The organism is Microcoleus sp. S13_C3, assembly GCF_036700905.1.
In the GTDB taxonomy this organism is placed as follows: domain Bacteria; phylum Cyanobacteriota; class Cyanobacteriia; order Cyanobacteriales; family Microcoleaceae; genus Microcoleus.
The window spans coordinates 11,789-31,278 of record NZ_JAUBPT010000073.1; the positions used below are offsets into that span (position 1 = coordinate 11,789).

Here is a 19,490-nt window from a genome sequence, read left to right on the forward strand (position 1 = left end):
GTGCGAAGCTATCCCGTAGGGAATCGCGCCCCATTCGCACCACGCCCAAGTTATTCCCCAAGACACTGGTCAGCTTGGTCAACAGCGCTATCCTAGTAGTTATATAGCCCTTAAACCCGATCGACCCGGAGGCCCCTTGTTTAGCCTAGTTCAAAACAATTCTCGCAAAGGAGAAATTCTAGAGGTCGTCTTCCGCAACGGTTGGGACTACATGAAAAGCCTCCTAACCGGCCGCAAAACCGACGCACCCAGTCTCCCAACTCCAGCAGTTCTCCGCAACATCCTCGTCGAATTAGGCCCAGTATTTGTCAAATTAGGACAATTGCTGAGTACCCGTCCTGACCTTTTACCGGCCAGCTATATCGAAACTCTCTCCACGCTACAAGCGGAAGTGCCGCCCGTACCGTGGTCGCAAGTAGAAGCAATCGTCCGCCAGGAACTCACACAATCTCTCGAAAATACCTTCGCCAAATTTAACACCGAAGCCATCGCCGCAGGTTCGATCGCCCAAACCCACAAAGCTACTTTAAAAGACGGCCGCGAAGTCGCCCTCAAAGTACAGCGCCCCGGTATTGATATTGTCATCGAACAAGACATCGCCGTGCTCCGAGGTTTGGCAGAACTTGTCATGCTCACAGACTTCGGTCAACAATACGATATTGTCGCCCTAGCTGAAGAATTTGCGATCGCCCTGCGTGCAGAACTAGACTTCATTCAAGAAGCCAGCTACACAGACGAACTGCGCCGCAATTTATCTAAAAGCCGCTGGTTTGACCCCACACAAGTTGTCTTACCAGAAATTAACTGGGAGTTAACCACAAAAAAACTCTTAGTAATGGAGTGGCTGAACGGAGTCCCGATTTTGTTAGGCGATTTGCAAGGAATTCGCCACAAAGGAGATATAAATGCCGAACGCGAAGAAATTACAACGCTACTTTGCCGCGTTTTCTTCCAGCAGTTATATATCGACGGATTCTTTCACGCAGACCCGCATCCCGGCAATTTATTTTATCTCAAAGACGGCCGGATAGCTTTGCTGGACTGCGGCATGGTCGGCAGATTAGACCCGCGCACTCAGCAGAATTTGACAGAAATGTTGCTGGCAATTGTCGATTTAGACGCTCAGCGCTGCGCTCAATTAACTTTGGAAATGGCAGAATTTGCTCAGCCGACAAGTTTAGTTAATCTAGAGAACGATTTGGCTCGAATGCTCCGCAAGTATTACAATGTGAGCTTGTCGCAAATGAACTTGTCAGAAATATTTTATGAGGTGCTGGAAATCACCAGAAAAAATAAAATTCGGCTGCCCAGCAATCTCGGTTTGTATGCAAAAACTCTAGCTAATTTGGAAGGACTAGCGCGCTCTTTTAATCCCAGGTTTAATATTGTAGAGCAGGTGAAACCGCTGATGACCGATATGTTTCGGCGTCAGTTATTCGGAGATGACCCGATACAAGCTTTGTTGAGAACTGCGCTGGATCTGAAAAGCTTGTCTTTGCAATCCCCGCGACAGGTGGAAGTGCTTTTAGACCGGGTTACGTCGGAAACTTTGAAGTGGAACTTGACACTAAAAGAACTCGATCCGCTACGTCGCACTCTGGGGGATTCTGCCAACCGACTTTCTTTTAGTATTGTCGTGGGTTCGCTGATTATAGGGGCTGCAATTATTTCTTCTAACGCACAAACTTCTCAGCTATCTTTTCTGAGCACGGGTTTGTTTGGGGCGGCGAGTTTTTTGGGTTTTTGGTTGATTATTAGTATTCTCAGGTCAGGGCGTTTGCGGAGTTGATTGAAAAGGGGAAATAGGGAAAATAATGAGATATAGCAATCCTTTCGGGAAACGCGCAACTGGCTTTTTTGTGAAGGAACCGCGAAGACTCTCTTGACGCGAATGCTGAGAAGAGAAGAGAAAGATTTCACAATTGATGCTAGGAGTGCTATAGCATCCTCAACTATTAAGCAACATCTCTGACTTAAGATAGGCGATCGCCCGCAGCAGCTAAGTCTAAGCTAGAAATTGTTCCATAAACCTAATTGAGGAAAAAAAGATGAGTAGCGGTCACGCCAGCCATAAAGGCTCTTCCACAAAACCCAATACCAACACTAACGGTCAAATTACATCTCCTGACGACCAACCCGCTGACCCGCTAAATCAAGAAACATCCGGTTATCCGTTCCATAACGAAGCAATGGAAAATCCTGTTGCTACTGCGCGGCCCGACGAAGACGCTGAGTCTGGCGAAGAACAGCAATAGTTATATCGATTAAATAGGCCTCGATATGCTATCTGCGACGCGGTTGATTAGATGTTTGATCAAAATCCGGTTTGTACTAATTACATCTTGCACTTGCATAGTCCGCCAGGGATTTGAATCTCCGGCGGGCTCTTCGGGCAGGTTCAGTAGTACCTCATATCAAATCCGTTGACATCGGAATTATTATCTCTCTCTTCTCTTTCTCTGTCTCCTCTGTGCCCTCTGTGGTTTAATCATTCCGATACAACCGGAATTGATATCACAGCTTCATAACCAAGGACTAAAGTCCTTACTACAAAACTATTTAACATCTAAAATTCAAGTTAGGAATTATTGAGAAATGAGCGAGATTAACCAACTATTTCAAAAAGACAAATTGCCGGAATTGGGGTTAGTCTGCATTACAACATCCAATGAAGTTCGCTTTCGCACTGTCACGCGGAAACGACTTTTACAGCTTTCGGAAACTGAACAAGAAACTGTATTGATCGAGCTTTATACAGACAACTTAAAGCGCCTTGACAAAGCGATCGACTTCTGTTCCGTTAATCAGATTAAGCTCTACCGCATGACTTCTGCACTGTTCCCTTTTGCAGATACAGATTTGGGGGAAGCAGTGCTACACTCCATGACTGAGGAATTGTGGACTACGGGCGATCGCGCTCTTTCTTTAGGCATCCGCTTGGTACTCCACCCGGATCAATTTGTCGTCCTCAGTTCCGACAAGCTTTCTGTGGTTGAAAACAGCATTAAAATTCTCGCGACTCATGCTTTAATTTTAGATATGTTGGGACAACCCCGATCGCCCCAGGCACTGATGAACATTCACGGCGGCAAGAGCGATCGCACTTCGCAGCTTAAATCAGTCATCCGCGACTTGCCAGAATCCATTCGATCGCGCTTAACCTTTGAAAATGACGAATACGCTTACAGTTCCTCGGAAATTTTAGAAGTTTGTCTCGATACCGGCGTACCAATGGTTTTTGACGCCCACCACCACGTCATTCACGAACATTTAGAAACTTACGACGATCCCAGCGTTGCCGAAATGCTCGCAGCAGCCCGCACAACTTGGTCTGTTCCTGAATGGCAATTAGTACACATATCGAATGGCAGAGAATTTTTTGCCGATCCGCGCCACAGCGATTTAATTACAGAAATGCCTAATTGTTATTATCAGGCTCCTTGGATTGAAGTAGAAGCTAAATTCAAAGAATTAGCTATTGAAAAGTTGCGCGCCGAATGGTTGTCTGCGAATGTTCCACAATTTAGCAATGTCTCCTAGGGGCGGGTTTTACAAACCATCTTTGCCTAACACCAATAATCTCCAAAACCCGCCCCACCCAACGGTAAATCGCGATGTCTCGTAGGGGCGGGTTTTACCAACAATCATTGCCTAACACCAATAATCTCCAAAACCCGCCCCGCCCAACGGTAAATCCCAATCTACCTTTTTGTTAATACAACTATAAAATTATGTGCGGAAGATTCACTTTAACTACTTCAGGTCAAATCATCGCCGAATTCTTCAAACTGTCGGAAGTTCCCGACATCAAACCGCGATACAATATAGCCCCAACTCAATCAGTTGCCACAGTAACAGTTGAACCCGAAAAAATGCAGCGACAGTTCCAATTTATGCGCTGGGGTTTGATTCCAAGTTGGGCAAAAGACATGAAAATAGGCACTCGCATGATTAATGCGCGATCGGAAACTGTAGCCGAAAAACCTGCTTTTCGCAGCGCCATCAAGCACAGGCGATGTTTGATAGTCGCTGACGGTTTCTACGAATGGCAGCAGCAGGGAAAGAACAAACAGCCTTACTATTTTCAAAAGGCAGATGGCGAACCTTTTGCTTTTGCCGGTTTGTGGGAAAATTGGGAATCTCCTGAAAAAGAAAACATTGTATCTTGCAGTATAATTACTACTGCTGCTAACGAAACAGTGCAGCCGATGCACGATCGAATGCCTGTGATTCTCCCCGACAGCGATTGGGAACAGTGGCTAGATCCTTCTGTTAAAAATGCTCAGGAAGTTTTGCCCTTGTTAAAGCCCTATGCTTCCGAAGCGATGAAAGCAAAGGCCGTAAGTGCGATCGTCAACAGTCCAAGTAGAGACACTCCCGAATGTATTAGCGATCGGCAATAAATCATTGCAGCGGACAAAACCGCGAGAGTTTGAGTTATCATGTAAAATGATGTTTGAGTTGTAGCTTAGGTTTTCTAAATCGCAGTTTAACTCAGTTGTTATTTCTCAAACATTTTTTTCATCTTAACATCAGTTAGAAGACAAAAAATATGATCGGATACGTTACACTGGGTACCAACGATATTGAAAGTGCAGCCAAGTTTTATGATGCTTTGCTTGCTGAAATTGGCGCTGGACGATTCATGGAATTCGACGGATTTATCGCATGGGGTGTTTCTCCAGATCGACCAGCACTTGCTATTACAAAACCCTTTGATGGTAACACAGCAACTGTTGGCAATGGAGTAATGATAGCTCTTCAAGTTGACAGTCCAGAAAAAGTCAACTTAGTTTATAACAAAGCGATCGAACTTGGGGCTCAGGATGAAGGTCCAGCAGGACCAAGAGGCGTGTTGCCGGGGTTTTATGCGGGATATTTTCGGGATCTTGATGGGAACAAGCTGAACGTGTTTTGTATGACTCAACCAAACACTTAAAATTTTTATTTTTCGTGAGGTTCGCAGAAAAAAAAGCTATTTCCGTTTGTTAGCTATTAGTTATCAATTCCTAAATAAGAGTTGATAACTAATAACCAATGACTAATGACTAATGACTAATAACTAAATTAGCTATCGTACATCCGCGCTTCAGCAGCCTCGGGATTTTCCTCGCAATACTCGTCAAAAGCCGTTTTTTCAAGCTTCATCGATCGCTGGTGAGAAGCCTCAGCCTGCATTTCCTCTACAATATCCCACGCTACCGCACACTCTCTAGAGGTAGCGCCTTTTTCGGCACAGATATTTCTGGCATCCGCGATCGCCTGTTCGATTTGTTCCTCAAATAAAACACTCTTCGGCTTCTCAAGAAAATCGCTTTTTGTCAATATATCCGTGACCGAAATAATGCCCACTAGCTCGTCCTTAATCACCGGCGCCCGGCGGATGCGGGTATTCGCGAACAACCTAGCCACATATTCCACGCCCAAGTCGGGATTCACCGTGATGCACGGTTTGGTCATAATCTCGAAGACGCGGACTTTTTTCGGGTCTACTCCGTAGGCTGCTACTTTATAGACAATATCCGTTTCGGTCACAATGCCGTAGGCATCTTGTTCGTGGCGGCGTTCCACAATCAACGCGCGCAAACACAAATCGTTCATCATCGCCACCGCTTCAGCTACCGTTGCTGAACCGCGAATGGTAACAACATCTGTGGTCATAATGTCTTGGGCTTTCATCATCATTGTTTATTGCTTCCCGCTTATAAAGTCTACTGCGTCCCGATTTGGGCCTGTCCATTTGATTTGCGATCATCATTAGGACTTACCCTCACAAACCCGGTTTCTACCAAAATTTTGGGTTTAGTAACGATAAATTCCGGGTTAGCAACCAGGTTTCTGAGAAATCGTGCATCGCAAACTAATCATAAAACCTTTAACGGCACTCGGAATGATAAGTTGCCTGAAACAGCCCCTCGCTCCCCCGGAAGCCCTGGAGTCCGCGATTTAGCCCTGGCTCAGACGGGGCTAGCGTGCGATCCTCCAAGCAAGAGTGAAGTATTGGGGCGATCGATCTTTGAGCTTGTTGGACTCAGATTTTCCAGCCCCAGTCTGAAAGAAGCAAAAGTTAACACAAACTAACCAACTGCTTGCGCTCGCACAGATCCCCAGCTCTGATAAACTTGATGGCTGGGAGTGCAAAATAGCACAAGGCACGCATCAGCAGTTGGGAGGATCTAGTTCGTGGACAATGTAATCGGTTTAGAGATCATCGAAGTAGTTGAGCAGGCAGCCATCGCTTCCGCTCGCTTGATGGGCAAAGGCGAGAAAGATGAAGCCGACAGAGTGGCTGTAGAAGCCATGCGGGAGCGCATGAACAAAATTCATATGCGGGGCCGCATCGTGATCGGCGAAGGCGAGCGCGATGACGCACCGATGCTTTACATCGGGGAACAAGTAGGTATTTGTACCCGCGAAGATGCCAAAGATGTCTGCAACCTAGATGAATTGATCGAAATTGACATCGCTGTTGACCCCTGCGAAGGTACTAACCTGGTGGCTTACGGTCAAAACGGTTCGATGGCAGTTTTGGCAATTTCTGAAAAAGGTGGTTTGTTTGCGGCACCGGATTTCTACATGAACAAATTGGCTGCTCCGGCGGCTGCTAAGAATCATGTAGATATTCGCAAAACGCCGACTCAAAACCTCAAAATTATCTCTGATTGTCTCGGCCGCGGTGTTGAAGATTTGGTGGTGGTGGTCATGGATCGCCCCCGACACAAAGATTTAATTAATGAAATTCGGCAAGCGGGTGCAAGAGTTCGGCTGATCAGCGACGGCGACGTTTCGGCAGCAATTTCTTGCGCGTTTTCTGGTTCCAACATCCACGCACTTATGGGTATTGGCGCTGCACCCGAAGGTGTGATTTCCGCAGCAGCAATGCGCTGCTTGGGCGGTCACTTCCAAGGGCAGTTAATTTACGATCCGGCTGTTGTAAAAACTGGTTTGATCGGTGAAAGCAAAGAGAGCAATATCGCTCGACTTAAAGACATGGGCATCACAGACCCAGACAAGATTTACAATGCTGAAGAGTTGGCATCGGGAGAAACAGTTCTGTTTGCAGCTTGCGGGATTACTCCCGGAACGCTGATGGATGGAGTGCGCTTCTTTGGCGGCGGCGCTCGCACTGAAAGTTTGGTAATTTCTTCTCAGTCGAAAACTGCTCGGTTTGTGGATACAATCCATATGTTTGACCAGCCGAAATCTCTGCAATTGAATTAGTGATTAGTTAGTGGTTAACAGTTAAATGTTAACAATTAACAGTTAACTGTTAACAGTCACCGGTGATTAGCAATTAGCGATAAACTAAGAACTAATAACAGGTGACTGTTAACAACTAAGAAAGAAATAGTGACAAATCACAGATATGAATATTGCAGTCATAGGTCTCAGCCACAAAACAGCGCCGGTAGAAGTTCGCGAAAAACTGAGCATTCCAGAACAGAAAGTTGAAGCCGCGATCGCCCAATTGCGTGGCTACCCGCACATTCAAGAGGTTGCCATCCTCAGCACATGCAACCGCTTAGAGATTTATATTGTTACCAGCGAGTCGGAACCGGGTGTGCGAGAGGTTATTCAGTTCCTTTCCGAATGCAGTAAAGTTCCTTTACAGTCTTTGCGCCCTCACCTGTTTATTTTGCTGCACGAAGATGCGGTGATGCACTTGATGCGAGTGGCTTCTGGCCTCGACAGTTTGGTTCTCGGAGAAGGACAAATTTTGGCTCAGGTGAAACAAACTCACAAACTCGCCCAGCAGTACAAAGGTGTAGGCAGAATTTTAGAGCGCTTGTTCAAGCAAGCTCTCACAGCAGGGAAGCGAGTTCGCACGGAAACTAGCATCGGTACCGGTGCAGTTTCGATTAGTTCGGCGGCGGCAGAATTGGCTCAAATGAAGGGTCAGCATTTAGCAAGCAGCAAAATTGCAATTATCGGTGCTGGCAAAATGTCGCGGCTTTTGGTGCAGCATTTGCTCTCCAAAGGAGCTAGCCATATTTCGATCGTTAACCGCTCTGTGCGGGGCGCCCTGGAGTTGGCAGGTCAGTTTAAAGATGCTCAATTGCACCTGTATCAGCTCTCGGAAATGATGCAGGTAATTGCCAGTTCTGACTTGGTTTTTACCAGTACGGCAGCTACCGATCCACTGTTAAATAAAGCTAAATTGGAAGCGGTTTTAGACCGGAACCGCCCTTTGATGTTGGTGGATATTTCTGTGCCGCGCAACATTGACTCAGATGCGAACGAACTCGCTAATGTGCGATCGTTTAATGTGGACGACTTGAAAGCAGTGGTAGCTCAAAACCACGAAAGCCGCCGCAAAATGGCAATGGAAGCTCAGGGCTTGCTGGAACAGGAAGTAGAGGCTTTCGATCTCTGGTGGCGCAGTCTGGAAACGGTTCCGACTATTAGCTGTTTGCGGGATAAGATAGAATTGATTCGGGAACAAGAGTTAGAAAAAGCTTTATCGCGTCTTGGTTCGGAATTTTCGGAGAAACATCAAGATGTGATTGAATCTTTAACAAGGGGGATTGTGAATAAGATTTTGCACGATCCGATGGTACAATTACGCGCTCAGCAGGATATTGAGGCGCGGCGGCAAGCGATGCAAACTTTGCAAACACTGTTTAATTTGGATGTGGATGTCAATCAGCAGTACAGCTAGTTTGTCATTAGTCATTAGTCATTAGTCATTAGTCATTAGTCATTAGTCAGTTGACAGCAAAGCAGTTAGCCGTTGACCCGAAAGCAGGAGTCATATCATGTCCGGTGGATTACCCTGATTCCTGTAGGGGCGGGTTCAACAATAATATTTGCCAAAAATGGACAATCTCACAAACCCGCCCCTATGTATTATGGGCGCTCGATCTGACATGATATCATATTATGTCCGGTCAATTACCATGAATAAAAATGCCTTCAACCCTTGCGGCCAAAGCATCATTCGGGAGGGTAAATTGCTCGAACCTGATATCAGTTATCATTCAACCAATAACTAATGACGAATAACTAATGACTAATAACTAATGACTAATAGGCGAATTTATCAAATAATCCTACTGATTGCGGGGCTAGGGCTGGTTGTTGAGTTTGCCTCCCGCATTGCGGCAGAAATTCTCTGGTTTCAGGAAGTTGGATATCTTCAGGTTTTTCTGTTAAAGCTGAAAACTCAAGGGTTGCTGGGGACGATCGCAATTGCTGTTTCTTCTGTCTTTTTGCTCGGAAATTTGGCTTTAGCCCGCCGCCTACAACATCCCGTAGAGGAAATGAAATCGCCGGTTGCGGGGCCGCTATTCGCTTCACTTAGGGCGAACAAAACTGGGAAAAATTACGAATTACCTCTTGCTAAATCCCAAATAACCTTTTCCTGGCTGCTGTTGACGGTATTCGGATTGAGTTCGATCGCAACTTTTATAGTAATTCACTGCGGGCTGTTAGCTGCAAGCAGTATCGCCTATTTCGGTATAGCTGGCAATTTACCTGCACCGCCCGTGCAGTTGGGAATTGAGTCAATCCAGCATGGGGCGGTGCAGCTATTTTCTCACTGGTGGCAGTTGGGCTTGCTGCTGGGGACAATTTTAGCTGTGGCAATTAAGCCGGATTTTTGGCTGCAGGCGATCGCTCTTTTTCTCAGTTTGGCGATCGGACTTATTGCCACCAGTCGCTGGACCAATGTTTTGCAATATTTTAACCCTACTAATTTTAACACAACCGACCCTCTTTTTAATCAAAATATTAGCTTTTATGTATTTATTTTGCCAATCTTAGAATTGCTAGGCTTGTGGCTGACAGTTGTATTTTTGTACAGTTTAGTATCTTGTGCTTTAACATATTTGCTGTCAGGAAATAGCCTGAGTCAAGGGAGATTTTTGGGGTTTTCTCGATCGCAGCAGCGGCACTTGTACGGGTTGGGTGCAGCTTCCATGCTAGCCGTTGCATTCCGCTACTGGTTGGGGCGCTACGCATTGCTGTATTCGCGAGGAGACGTTACTTACGGGGCGAATTATACTGACGTGACGGTGCGGCTGCCCTGGTATGGATTTTTGAGTATTTTGGCGGGGGCGATCGCACTTTTAATGCTGTGCCAGGTTTACCGATTCAACATTAAACATGAACTCATAAAAAAGATTATTGTAGCGTGGCTAACTTTAAGTTTTTTGGGAACTTGGCTGCTGCCAATAATTGTGCAGCAACTCCTAGTTAAACCCAACGAATTAGCACAAGAAAAACCCTACATTCAGCGCAGTATTGCCTTTACTCAAGAAGCCTTTGACCTCAAAAATATAGAAATAAAAACTTTCGATCCCGCCGGAAAACTTACTTATGCCGACTTAGAAAAAAATCAACTTACTATTAGCAACATCCGGCTGTGGGACAAGCTGCCGCTGCTGCAAACCAACCGACAGTTACAGCAAATCAGACCCTATTATACCTTTCCTGATGCCGATATAGAGCGCTACACAATCACCAATGAAAAAGCAAAAAAGGGAGATTCTGAAAGCCAACAAGTGTTTCTGGCAGCGCGGGAATTAGATTACACGGCAGTTGCCCCCGAAGCTCAAACTTGGGTGAACAAACACCTGGTTTACACTCACGGTTACGGCTTTACTCTTTCTCCGGTAAATACAGTCGGTGTCGGCGGTTTACCCGATTATTTTGTCAAAGATATTGGAGTTGCAGCCCAGAAAGGAGAGACTGCTTTGGAAGTCACTAGCGATCGAATTCGGGCCAGTATTCCGATCGGCTACCCGCGAATTTACTACGGCGAAATAACCGATACAGACACGATGGCGCCCACAAAAGTCAAAGAATTCGACTATCCCAGCGGCGAAGACAATGTTTACAATACTTACAGCGGTAGGGGCGGAATTGCCATCGGTTCTATGTGGCGGCGCTGGGTGTTTGCTAATTATCTCAAAAATTGGCAAATGGCACTGACTCGCAATTTTACGCCAGAAACTAAATTGCTGTACCGTCGAAATATTAATAAAAGAGTCCGGGCGATCGCTCCTTTTTTGCACTACGATTCCGACCCGTATTTAGTAGTAGCCAACGCCAATCTTAGCAATGATGATATCGAAAAAGAAAAAGATGAAAATGGCACCGAGATTAAACCTTCACCCTCGGACACTGATAAATCTCCTAACTATCTTTACTGGATTATCGATGCCTATACAGCGAGCGATCGCTATCCGTATTCTGACCCCGGAAATCATGAGTTTAACTACATCCGCAACTCCGTTAAAGTAGTGATTGATGCCTACAACGGGTCTGTTGACTTCTACGTTGCCAATCCCTCCGATCCGATTATTAACAGTTGGATGGCTATTTTTCCCGGACTCTTCAAACCCCTTGAGAAAATGCCTCCAGCTCTCCGCAAACATATCAGATATCCAGTAGATTTGTTGAGCATTCAATCAGAACGCTTGCTAACTTATCATATGGAAGACCCGCAAGTATTTTACAATCGGGAGGATTTGTGGCGAGTTCCCAATGAAATTTATGGCACCGAACAGCAGGCCGTAGCACCGTATTATTTGATTATGAAGCTGCCAACTGAAAAAGCCGAAGAATTTATTTTGCTGCTCCCATTTACACCAGTAAGTCGTAACAATTTAATTGCTTGGATTGCAGGGCGATCGGATGGTAGCGAGTACGGAAAATTGCTGCTGTATTTATTCCCCAAACAGCGATTAGTTTACGGCCCGGAACAAATAGAAGCTTTAATTAACCAAGATCCAGTTATTTCCGAACAAATCTCTCTCTGGAATCGCCAGGGTTCCAAAGCACTTCAAGGAAACTTATTAGTAATTCCCATAGAACAATCTTTACTGTATGTGGAACCTCTTTACTTAGAAGCCGAACGCAATAGTTTGCCAACTTTAATCAGAGTTATTGCTGCCTACGAAAACCGCATCGTCATGGCAGAAAATCTTGACTTGGCACTCAAGGCACTTTTTCAGCAACAATCTACTAATAAACCGGCCATTATTCGACCTCTAGAAGGAACAGCACCAGCTTTAAATAAATAGTGAATGATATCAATTCGGGTTGCACTCATCATGGCTGTTGACTGTTGACTGTTGGCTGTTGGCTGTTGGCTGTTGGCTGTTGGCTGTTGACTGTTGGCTGTTGACTGTTGACTGTTGACTGTTGACTGTTGGCTGTTGACTGTTGACTGTTGACTGTTGACTGTTGGCTGTTGACTGTTGACCATCCCGGACGGTGCAACCGGAATCGATATAAATTACTGCGATTTCTGTTCGCTAGCAGCCTTAATATCCTGCCACCAAACATCGACATAGGGCCACATCACTCTCTCGTCTCTTCCAGAATCTAGTTTCACTGTCACCTCATAACGGTCAATATGCGTGAGTTCGCCTGTTTTGCCATTCAAATACAATTGTTTGGGATTGTCCGTGATAATTTCTACCCTTTTATTCAACAGTGGCAGCATCTGGGTAGAAGAACCCTGAAACGGGTTTTTGCCTTTGAGCACATAGCCGCCAATCAAAGAGAAGTACATTGAAGCTAGGAAAAATACTGTACATAAACCCACAATTAGCAGTGTTTTTTGTTGTGAAAAAGTGGTATAAATGCTCACATATCCTACGATCATAGTTCCAAAAAACAACAAATTTGGCAAGTACAGCCCATCTTCCAGAAACACGCTACCAAAAAACATGAGGGCTACCTGAAAACCAAATAATGCAGCCACCCAACTCCACCCAGTTAGCAACGATGCAGATAGTAGCCAATTCATTGCTATAGTAAGGACGATCGCCATTGCTATTGCCCCAAGTGGTGCTGCATAATCGTACTGTCTGAAGGGAAGAAGAAGAAAAAATACTAAAGCATACGCAAAACCCGCAAAAGCCAGTGCTAATCCACTAATTATTTGATTCCAGTTCAGCATGGCGATGGATTTTGAGCTTACTACAGTTAAGCGTTCATCTTCTGTTGTGGTAGTAGCCGTTGAAAATTCCCAGCGGACTAAGGCCGGAAATTCTAACCCTAGGGTGCGCCACAAGAACCTTACCGCTAGCTATATTGAGGGGAGGGAACTAATTTTTGACACTCTCCTGGCTAAAGCCACGGAGATTCTTAAGACTTAAGTCTTAAATGCGCTGTCAAATCGCATCTACACGCTCGAAACAACTACTGGCACGAGAAGTATTGCTGTTGCGCTTACTTTTGTTTTTAGATTGCTTTCTGATTCCATCAATAATCCAGTTAGGTACGCTCAACGAATCACTATTACGTGTTTGGACAGGCTCGGCATTGCCGAGTAGCGATCCAACCCAGGAGTTTCACCTTATGAAATCGTTTCAACACGTAGATGGTTGTTCTTACTTGCCTGTCTAAATTCTCAGCTTTAGTTGAGAATTTATTAGATATTTTAACAAAGTTTTATAATTAAAGCCGTCCAGCTTATGACGGGGCTTCAAACCCAATTTTGTGGTGAACCACGCGTGCTATTCCAGTTTCCCAAGGTGCAAGATTAACGATGACCGAAGGCACAAGTCAGCCGGCTCAGAAGGTATAATTTTCCGAAAACCAGATTATTTAGGGTCGATCGACTTAACAAATTGTTGCACAGGCTGTGGTAGAGCCGGCACAAAAGTCTTTCTAAAACCCTTAACATCGAACACTCGCCACAAAATACCTACCGCTACCGTCAAGAAAAATAACGCTCCCAAAAAATTGAACACAGTAGACAGAAAACCGCTGTCCCTTTTTTTCGGAGGTGTAATATGTTTCATGCGATATACAGCCGGCTCGTAATCTCTCGACTCCTCGCGATTGCGGGGCGGCGTTTTGGGCCGCGAACTCGCACTGCGCTTCTGAGTCAAACCCGTTTTATTAGTTTTAGTAAAACTGCTGGGCGACTTTAGCTCAGAAGCGCCGCGGGTTCCCGTTAACTTGCTAGCAGAAGCCCCCGTTTGGCCAACAGCAGCATCCTGAATTCTGCTGTTAGGGCGCTGAGTCGATTTGCGCTCGGCGAGGGTACGCATCAAACTTTGCAATTGCTGAGTCGCCGCCGGCGGGCGTTCCCCTTTCCTCGCCCAATTTAACAGCATCGCCCCGGTAATCCCGCAGAGATTCGTAGCGCCTACAGAAGCCAGCCGCTTCAGCAGAGGCTGGCTATTGGACACAAAAATCACCAATGCCTCCGGGTGTTCCTGAGCCAAACCGTAAACGCACTGAGCCGTCGCCACCACGAGCATTGCTGGCTTGCTTTGATTTTTGATCGAAGGTTCCAGAGCTCGGTGTGTTTCCTGAGCGTCAGTTGCAATCCAGCCACTGTCGGCAAAAAATCGCATAAACTCTCTAGCTACTTGCTCTTGAGCTTTTTCCACCGCTTGCCCTGTCAGACGATCTATTTCGTCGTACACTACTTCCGGGATATAGCAAGTTCCCACCTTGGAATATTCTTGCCACACTTGGGTTCGGCCCGTCATTAAAACATCTGCATCAAAAGTTACCAATACAGGAGGAAGTTGATTAGCCATGACTTTATCCTATAGGCTCAGATAAGTTATTTAAACTTAATCGATCAAGTTTAAACAAATTTTGGGTTATAAAAAAATCAACTTTTGGTAATAGATAAATTGCCCAGGGCGGGGATCTTAATTGGAAATTAGTAGTTAGGAACCCGATCGCCCTTCAGTTCCCACTTCGATCGCTCAATTCCTAGATTCCACTAATTTACCGCAACCCAAGAGCCTATTACCAAAGATGCCCGACTACTGCTAGTTCCCGATTCCCAGACGGCCAGCCAAAGCCGGAGTCAAAGGCAACAGGGCAGCAATCATCAAGAACAAAGCTAGCAAACCCAAAGCCGCGCGAGCGTCGTCAGGCTCAGTCAGCTCGTTGAGGCTCGGCCGCTCCAAATTCCGCTGTAAAATCAGAATCACGATCGCCCAATACAGAGCCAAAGGATTAACTAAAGAAACGATCGCCAGCACCACAAAAGTCGCCAAAGTAGTGCGACTGGCTATTTTCCGACCGTAGATGGCTTGCACGATTCTACCCCCATCCAACTGTCCCGCCGGCATCAAATTAATCGCCGTTATTACCAAGCCCAACCAACCGATAACTACCAGCGGGTGAACGTCAACAATCTGCTGCTGCAACGCCGAACCCAAAACCACTTTTGCCAAAGTTCCCACCAAAACCGAGCCCTTGAAAAATTCTGCGGGAATTTGAAACAAACTGCCGGGGTGAGACAGCAGCAAACCCGTTACCAGCATTAGCACAGAAACTATTCCCCCAGCCGCTGACCCGGCAAAAGCGATGTCAAACAAAACTTTACGGTTGGGCAGCAGCGACTCAAAACGGTCGATCGCTCCAAAACAACCTATCTGCAAAGTTGGTATAAAAAACGGCCAACTCAAGCCAACCTTGTACCGATTTGCCAGCACTCGGCGAGCAATTTCCCCAGAGCCTAAAACCGCCCAAATTCCGGCTGCAATTGGCAAAACTTCTAGATATCTAGTCGGCGAGTTAAAGAAATCGAAACCTAGCAGCAAACCGCCTGTCTCTAAGCTAGTAGCAATTGTTGCCAGCAGCAGCACGACTGCTAGGATTTTTTGAGACACGGTTGTTGGCTGCGGGTCGTTGGTGCTGGGCAAGATAATAACTACGGGCTTGTCGTCCTGATTTTCTACTAAAAATAGGCGGTAGCGATCGTTTAATCTTTCTTCCAAACTTGCCGTCAAACGTGAGTGTACTTGTTCTGGGTCTCCCCGGAGATTGCCTTTGAGAATTACCCCATCTTGATAGGGAATCGTTTCTGTGGCAAAGAAAGTATCAATTCCAAAGATGCCTTTAATTGCCTTGAGGTCTTCCACTGGAACGGGAATTATTTCTGATTCATTATTCGCAGGCGACGAGGTGACGATCTTAATGGTTTCTGGGCCTGGTGGTCGCTGCGACTCAGGGGCCGAGAAAGCATCGCTTTGGGACTTTACCTCAGCAGCATCCGGCCTCGGCAGCACTGTATCAGATGCAGCCTTACGCAATTGCCGGCCCAGATAAATGTACAATCCCGTGGATGCCACTAGCAGCAACAATACCGCAACGAGATTGAGGTAAATTCCGGCGGCGAACAAACCAAAGAACAGCAGCCAGGGACTCATCAGCGCAACAGACTGCAACCAAGCCAAAATTCCCAGTTTGCCAAAAGGTCTGGCGCGATAAAATCCCCAACCCAGAATTCCCAGAGCAACCAATACGAGCGCAATTGTTGCCGTATTTTCCGATGCAACTATAGGCATTCCGGTTGCTTGCGCCAATAGGGGCTTTAATTGGTCGATCGCGCTGCGGTCGAGTAATAGCATTAAATTTTGGGGAATATGAAATAGAGTTGTTGGGAACATATCCAAACCTATCGGAAACTAGCCTGATTACTAAGGATAACCTCTGAGGGCTACTCGGCCCACAACCTGCTGCTAGTGCTGTTTGAACATCGCAGGCTCTAGGCTATTGACACAATAGACTTTTTATGATAATACATCGGCTGTGGCCAACCTATACTCAGAAAGGTAGCAGTGTCGATCGGCCAGAAGCAGGCAGATTGGCGCGGGTTTGGCAGGTGGGGCTTTTTTAAGGATTTGTTTCGGATGCCAGACGCCGAAAATAAAAACTCGGCTCCGACCGTCGCAGAATTTCCAGAACCGGCCGACTTGCTCAATCAGTTAAAAGCGCGGCGCAAAAAGTCGAGGGCGGACTTGGCGGACGTGGAGACGTTGTTGGAAATACTAGGCTCAGAGACTTAACCCGTGTCTGCCGACAGGATGCCGGGATACCACCTGACCCAGATAGGCATTTGTTTCGCATTTGTTGTGCGAAACAAAATGCGAAACAAATGCGAAACAAATAAGGTTTGAGCCGCTCTCTCCTTTGCGGGAAAGAACGGCTCAAAGCATTGATGTTATTAGGTTTTATTAACGGGTACGGCAGGACTTGAACCTGCGGCTCGCTGCTTAGAAGGCAGCTACTCTATCCAACTGAGTTACGCACCCAACTCAAAAATCGCTAACAAGATTATTGTATCGGTGGAGTGTGCGATCGAGCAAGTAAATTGTCTGATGAGTTACGCAGAAACCGCTTTGATCTACAAAAATATGGCGTGCAGCGCGATCGTTCGGGAAAAAAACCAAGATGATGAGAGTGCCTGTGCCTCCAAGACTGTATCTGACAAAAGCTGGAGGGACTCACCTGCCAACAGCACAATTGTCAATTTAGAATCAAAACTAGGTAGGACGTGAACTCGGGTAAAGTATTTAGAGGTCGAGCTGAAACCCAACTATTTGGTCGAGCGCATCTCTCCCCAAATTAAGACGGAGCTCAGACAGCACAAGAGTCACAGGTGCTTTTTCCCAGATGTCTATTGGTTATGTTAACATCCCGTAGTGGCAAAGCCTAAAACGCTGACCACATTACCGAAAAACCAGAGATCGTCCCCTGATTTGAGGTATGAGTTGAGCCAGAATGACTAATTTGCTGATATTGAGTTATGTTGGCTAACATTCTGCTCGACTTGATATTTGATAAAAATGTGGTAGAACTAGGATTGAAAGACTCAGGTGAAAATCCCTGATGGTACGGAGCCTCTATATAAGCTTCCTCTACGGCATCAAAGCAAAACAGTCAATCGCCTGTTCGGCACGAGCGCGAAAATCAAGCGTTACCAGTACAGCAGTCGTAAATTCTGCGCGGGGGATTTTCCTTCGGGCACAGATTTTACGCCAAGGCTGAGAGACAATCTCAGCTTAGATATTTGTTAGCATTTGTTAGCAAAAAACTATCGGAACGCTTGAGGAGTTGGACTTGCATAGCCAAAAAGTTTACTAAAATTAGTCATACTTAACTTGAATGGTTAACATTCTGGGCGGTATGATTACCTCAGTGCCGAAAACAAAGGCTTAATTATCTGGGAGAGCAATTGCTAGGATGATATTTTCCTAGACTTGTAGGTAATACTCATGACAATGGGTGTAGACTGAAGTAGCCTGCATAAAACCATCAGTAATGATGACTTGGACTTTCTCTCACTTCTCTCAAGCTTTCGCTTGAGAGCATCTCTGTAATCCTTGCGGTTCGAGGTTGGTCAAAACCAGTGAAGAATACACCTCCAAAATTTGTGCAAAATACGGTGAGAGCCATAAAAGTTAGGTGGCTCTAAAATTTTTCACTGCCCCAACTGTGGTTAGAAAACACCCAGTTTGAGTAGCGCTTTAGGGATTTTCCTTAAAGCTTTGTGGGATACCACCATGCTCTCAGACCTGTCTGATGAGTGTGCTATATTCGGGTTCTCTCAGGTTGTGGGAGATTGTCTGGATTAAAAGTATCAGCAATCCTGCTAATTTAAGTGGACTCGCTGAATCAAGAATCCCCTCGCCTTTAGGCATCGGGAGTGTCAAAAGCACAGCACCTCGGCCATGACAGGAGTCAAATCGCAGTGTCATGTTTATTCTGAAACGGCAGGATGTTGAAATAACCAATTTTCAACACCCAAAACGGGATCAACAAATTCCCATTCTCAATTATCAGGGGCAGACTTTTCGCCTGATCAGCGCCTTCAACGGCAAGCAAGCAGAAGACGCCAGAGCCTTGTGGCGGGACTTAACCGACAACCGAGGCAAAGCCTGTGTTCTGCTAGAAGAGCCGGATAGATATAGCGTCTGGGGAAAAGTCCGTTTAGATCAGCTTGCCGGTGAAGAACCGGCAGGGAATGAAGCAGCCAAAGCACCACTGTTCGCGCAGGCTTGTCTGCTGCTCCTCCAAGCTGTTTACTTCGATGTAGAAGACCTCTTAGGCGCAAGGCAAGCCACATCGTTTCAGAAAGATATCGCCAAGGTATTTCAGCAGGGAAACTTCCCCCAGGCAGACTCCCCTGATGCGATAAAAAACTGGCTAACCGTTAGTCCCTTGCAAAATCACAAGGTGCCTGCTTGGCAAGAGCAGCATCTCAAAACCTTATTGCAAGAACTCCACCGTTTGGGGAAATCATATTTTGGCAATACGGACTTCGCGGAGGGAGTGAGCGATGTGCTGCAAGATATGCCAGCACCGGATCGGACTCAGTTTCTAGATTGGCTGAAACAATCAGCCCTCAACAAGTTGTGGATCGCAGGATAGAAAATCTTGGACAATTGCTCAGACAATTGGGTCCAGATAAGGGAGCTTAGATAATTGCACTGTAGGGGGTACGCGATATACAGGTTGGATGGCCAACTTGTATTGACCATCCAAAGTGTTTATTCGGTTTGGATGCCACCTATGGTCTGGCAATTTAACTCTGTTTCGCTCGCAGTCCCCACCCCCATCATTATTGATAGGAGTGGGGAAGTGTGAAAGCCAAAAAACAGATACCTCAACCTTTGAGGGTATAATTTCAGAGATAGATTTGGTACTGTAAAAACCTTAAGGGTGGAGACATATACCGTATTTCTATCATTATATTTCCGGGTACAAGATCGACTAACGAC

Annotated in this window: 16 protein-coding genes and 1 tRNA gene; 11 read left to right on the forward strand and 6 right to left on the reverse strand. The window is 46.0% G+C overall.

Annotation, left to right across the window (positions count from 1 at the left end):
- Positions 1–136 precede the first annotated feature (136 nt).
- The 5 genes from QUA16_RS20040 to QUA16_RS20060 all read left to right on the forward strand — a co-directional run bounded on the left by QUA16_RS20040 (position 137) and on the right by QUA16_RS20060 (position 4,939).
- The gene (locus QUA16_RS20040; RefSeq protein ID WP_333101890.1) at positions 137–1,789 is read left to right on the forward strand and encodes an AarF/ABC1/UbiB kinase family protein; all 1,653 of its coding nucleotides are present in this window, start codon (positions 137–139) and stop codon (positions 1,787–1,789) included.
- Between the two features lie 259 nt (positions 1,790–2,048).
- The gene (locus QUA16_RS20045) at positions 2,049–2,255 is read left to right on the forward strand and encodes a hypothetical protein (protein WP_333101891.1); all 207 of its coding nucleotides are present in this window, start codon (positions 2,049–2,051) and stop codon (positions 2,253–2,255) included.
- 340 nt (positions 2,256–2,595) lie between these two features.
- Positions 2,596–3,540, forward strand: coding sequence for a UV DNA damage repair endonuclease UvsE (gene uvsE, locus QUA16_RS20050; protein ID WP_333101893.1), 945 nt, complete (start codon positions 2,596–2,598; stop codon positions 3,538–3,540).
- Positions 3,541–3,731: 191 nt separating this feature from the next.
- Positions 3,732–4,403: an SOS response-associated peptidase gene (locus tag QUA16_RS20055; protein WP_333101894.1), complete on the forward strand. Its 672-nt coding sequence runs from the start codon at positions 3,732–3,734 to the stop codon at positions 4,401–4,403.
- Positions 4,404–4,552: 149 nt separating this feature from the next.
- A complete protein-coding gene (locus tag QUA16_RS20060; protein ID WP_333101895.1) occupies positions 4,553–4,939 on the forward strand; it encodes a VOC family protein in 387 nt (128 codons plus the stop codon).
- Between the two features lie 128 nt (positions 4,940–5,067).
- Here QUA16_RS20060 and QUA16_RS20065 read toward each other — a convergent pair whose 3' ends face one another.
- Positions 5,068–5,685: a CP12 domain-containing protein gene (locus QUA16_RS20065; protein ID WP_333101896.1), complete on the reverse strand. Its 618-nt coding sequence runs from the start codon at positions 5,683–5,685 to the stop codon at positions 5,068–5,070.
- A gap of 498 nt (positions 5,686–6,183) precedes the next feature.
- On the opposite strand from QUA16_RS20065, the gene glpX reads away from it, so the two are divergent.
- The 3 genes from glpX to QUA16_RS20080 all read left to right on the forward strand — a co-directional run bounded on the left by glpX (position 6,184) and on the right by QUA16_RS20080 (position 12,026).
- Complete coding sequence (gene glpX / locus QUA16_RS20070; RefSeq protein ID WP_333101897.1) at positions 6,184–7,221, forward strand: class II fructose-bisphosphatase; 1,038 nt, start codon at positions 6,184–6,186, stop codon at positions 7,219–7,221.
- 145 nt (positions 7,222–7,366) lie between these two features.
- Positions 7,367–8,659: a glutamyl-tRNA reductase gene (locus QUA16_RS20075; RefSeq protein WP_333101898.1), complete on the forward strand. Its 1,293-nt coding sequence runs from the start codon at positions 7,367–7,369 to the stop codon at positions 8,657–8,659.
- Between the two features lie 361 nt (positions 8,660–9,020).
- Complete coding sequence (locus QUA16_RS20080; RefSeq protein WP_333101899.1) at positions 9,021–12,026, forward strand: UPF0182 family protein; 3,006 nt, start codon at positions 9,021–9,023, stop codon at positions 12,024–12,026.
- Between the two features lie 28 nt (positions 12,027–12,054).
- Here QUA16_RS20080 and QUA16_RS20085 read toward each other — a convergent pair whose 3' ends face one another.
- The 4 genes from QUA16_RS20085 to QUA16_RS20100 form a co-directional block, all read right to left on the reverse strand.
- A complete protein-coding gene (locus QUA16_RS20085) occupies positions 12,055–12,225 on the reverse strand; it encodes a hypothetical protein (RefSeq protein WP_333101900.1) in 171 nt (56 codons plus the stop codon).
- A 16-nt stretch (positions 12,226–12,241) separates the two neighbouring features.
- A complete protein-coding gene (locus tag QUA16_RS20090; RefSeq protein ID WP_333101901.1) occupies positions 12,242–13,024 on the reverse strand; it encodes a hypothetical protein in 783 nt (260 codons plus the stop codon).
- A 532-nt stretch (positions 13,025–13,556) separates the two neighbouring features.
- Complete coding sequence (locus QUA16_RS20095) at positions 13,557–14,507, reverse strand: hypothetical protein (protein WP_333101902.1); 951 nt, start codon at positions 14,505–14,507, stop codon at positions 13,557–13,559.
- A 240-nt stretch (positions 14,508–14,747) separates the two neighbouring features.
- Positions 14,748–16,274, reverse strand: a complete 1,527-nt coding sequence (locus QUA16_RS20100) for a site-2 protease family protein (protein WP_445252182.1) — start codon at positions 16,272–16,274, stop codon at positions 14,748–14,750.
- Between the two features lie 273 nt (positions 16,275–16,547).
- Here QUA16_RS20100 and QUA16_RS20105 point away from each other — a divergent pair, with 273 nt between their 5' ends.
- Positions 16,548–16,775 (forward strand): hypothetical protein, encoded by a 228-nt coding sequence (locus QUA16_RS20105; RefSeq protein WP_333101906.1) that lies wholly within the window; start codon positions 16,548–16,550, stop codon positions 16,773–16,775.
- Positions 16,776–16,947: 172 nt separating this feature from the next.
- On the opposite strand, the gene QUA16_RS20110 is transcribed toward QUA16_RS20105, so the two are convergent.
- Positions 16,948–17,021: transfer RNA gene (locus QUA16_RS20110), tRNA-Arg, on the reverse strand.
- 66 nt (positions 17,022–17,087) lie between these two features.
- Between QUA16_RS20110 and QUA16_RS20115 the strand changes: the two genes are divergently transcribed.
- Both QUA16_RS20115 and QUA16_RS20120 read left to right on the forward strand, forming a co-directional pair.
- Positions 17,088–17,267, forward strand: coding sequence for a hypothetical protein (locus QUA16_RS20115; protein WP_333101908.1), 180 nt, complete (start codon positions 17,088–17,090; stop codon positions 17,265–17,267).
- A gap of 1,198 nt (positions 17,268–18,465) precedes the next feature.
- Positions 18,466–19,140, forward strand: coding sequence for an Npun_F0813 family protein (locus QUA16_RS20120; protein ID WP_333101909.1), 675 nt, complete (start codon positions 18,466–18,468; stop codon positions 19,138–19,140).
- Positions 19,141–19,490 lie beyond the last annotated feature (350 nt).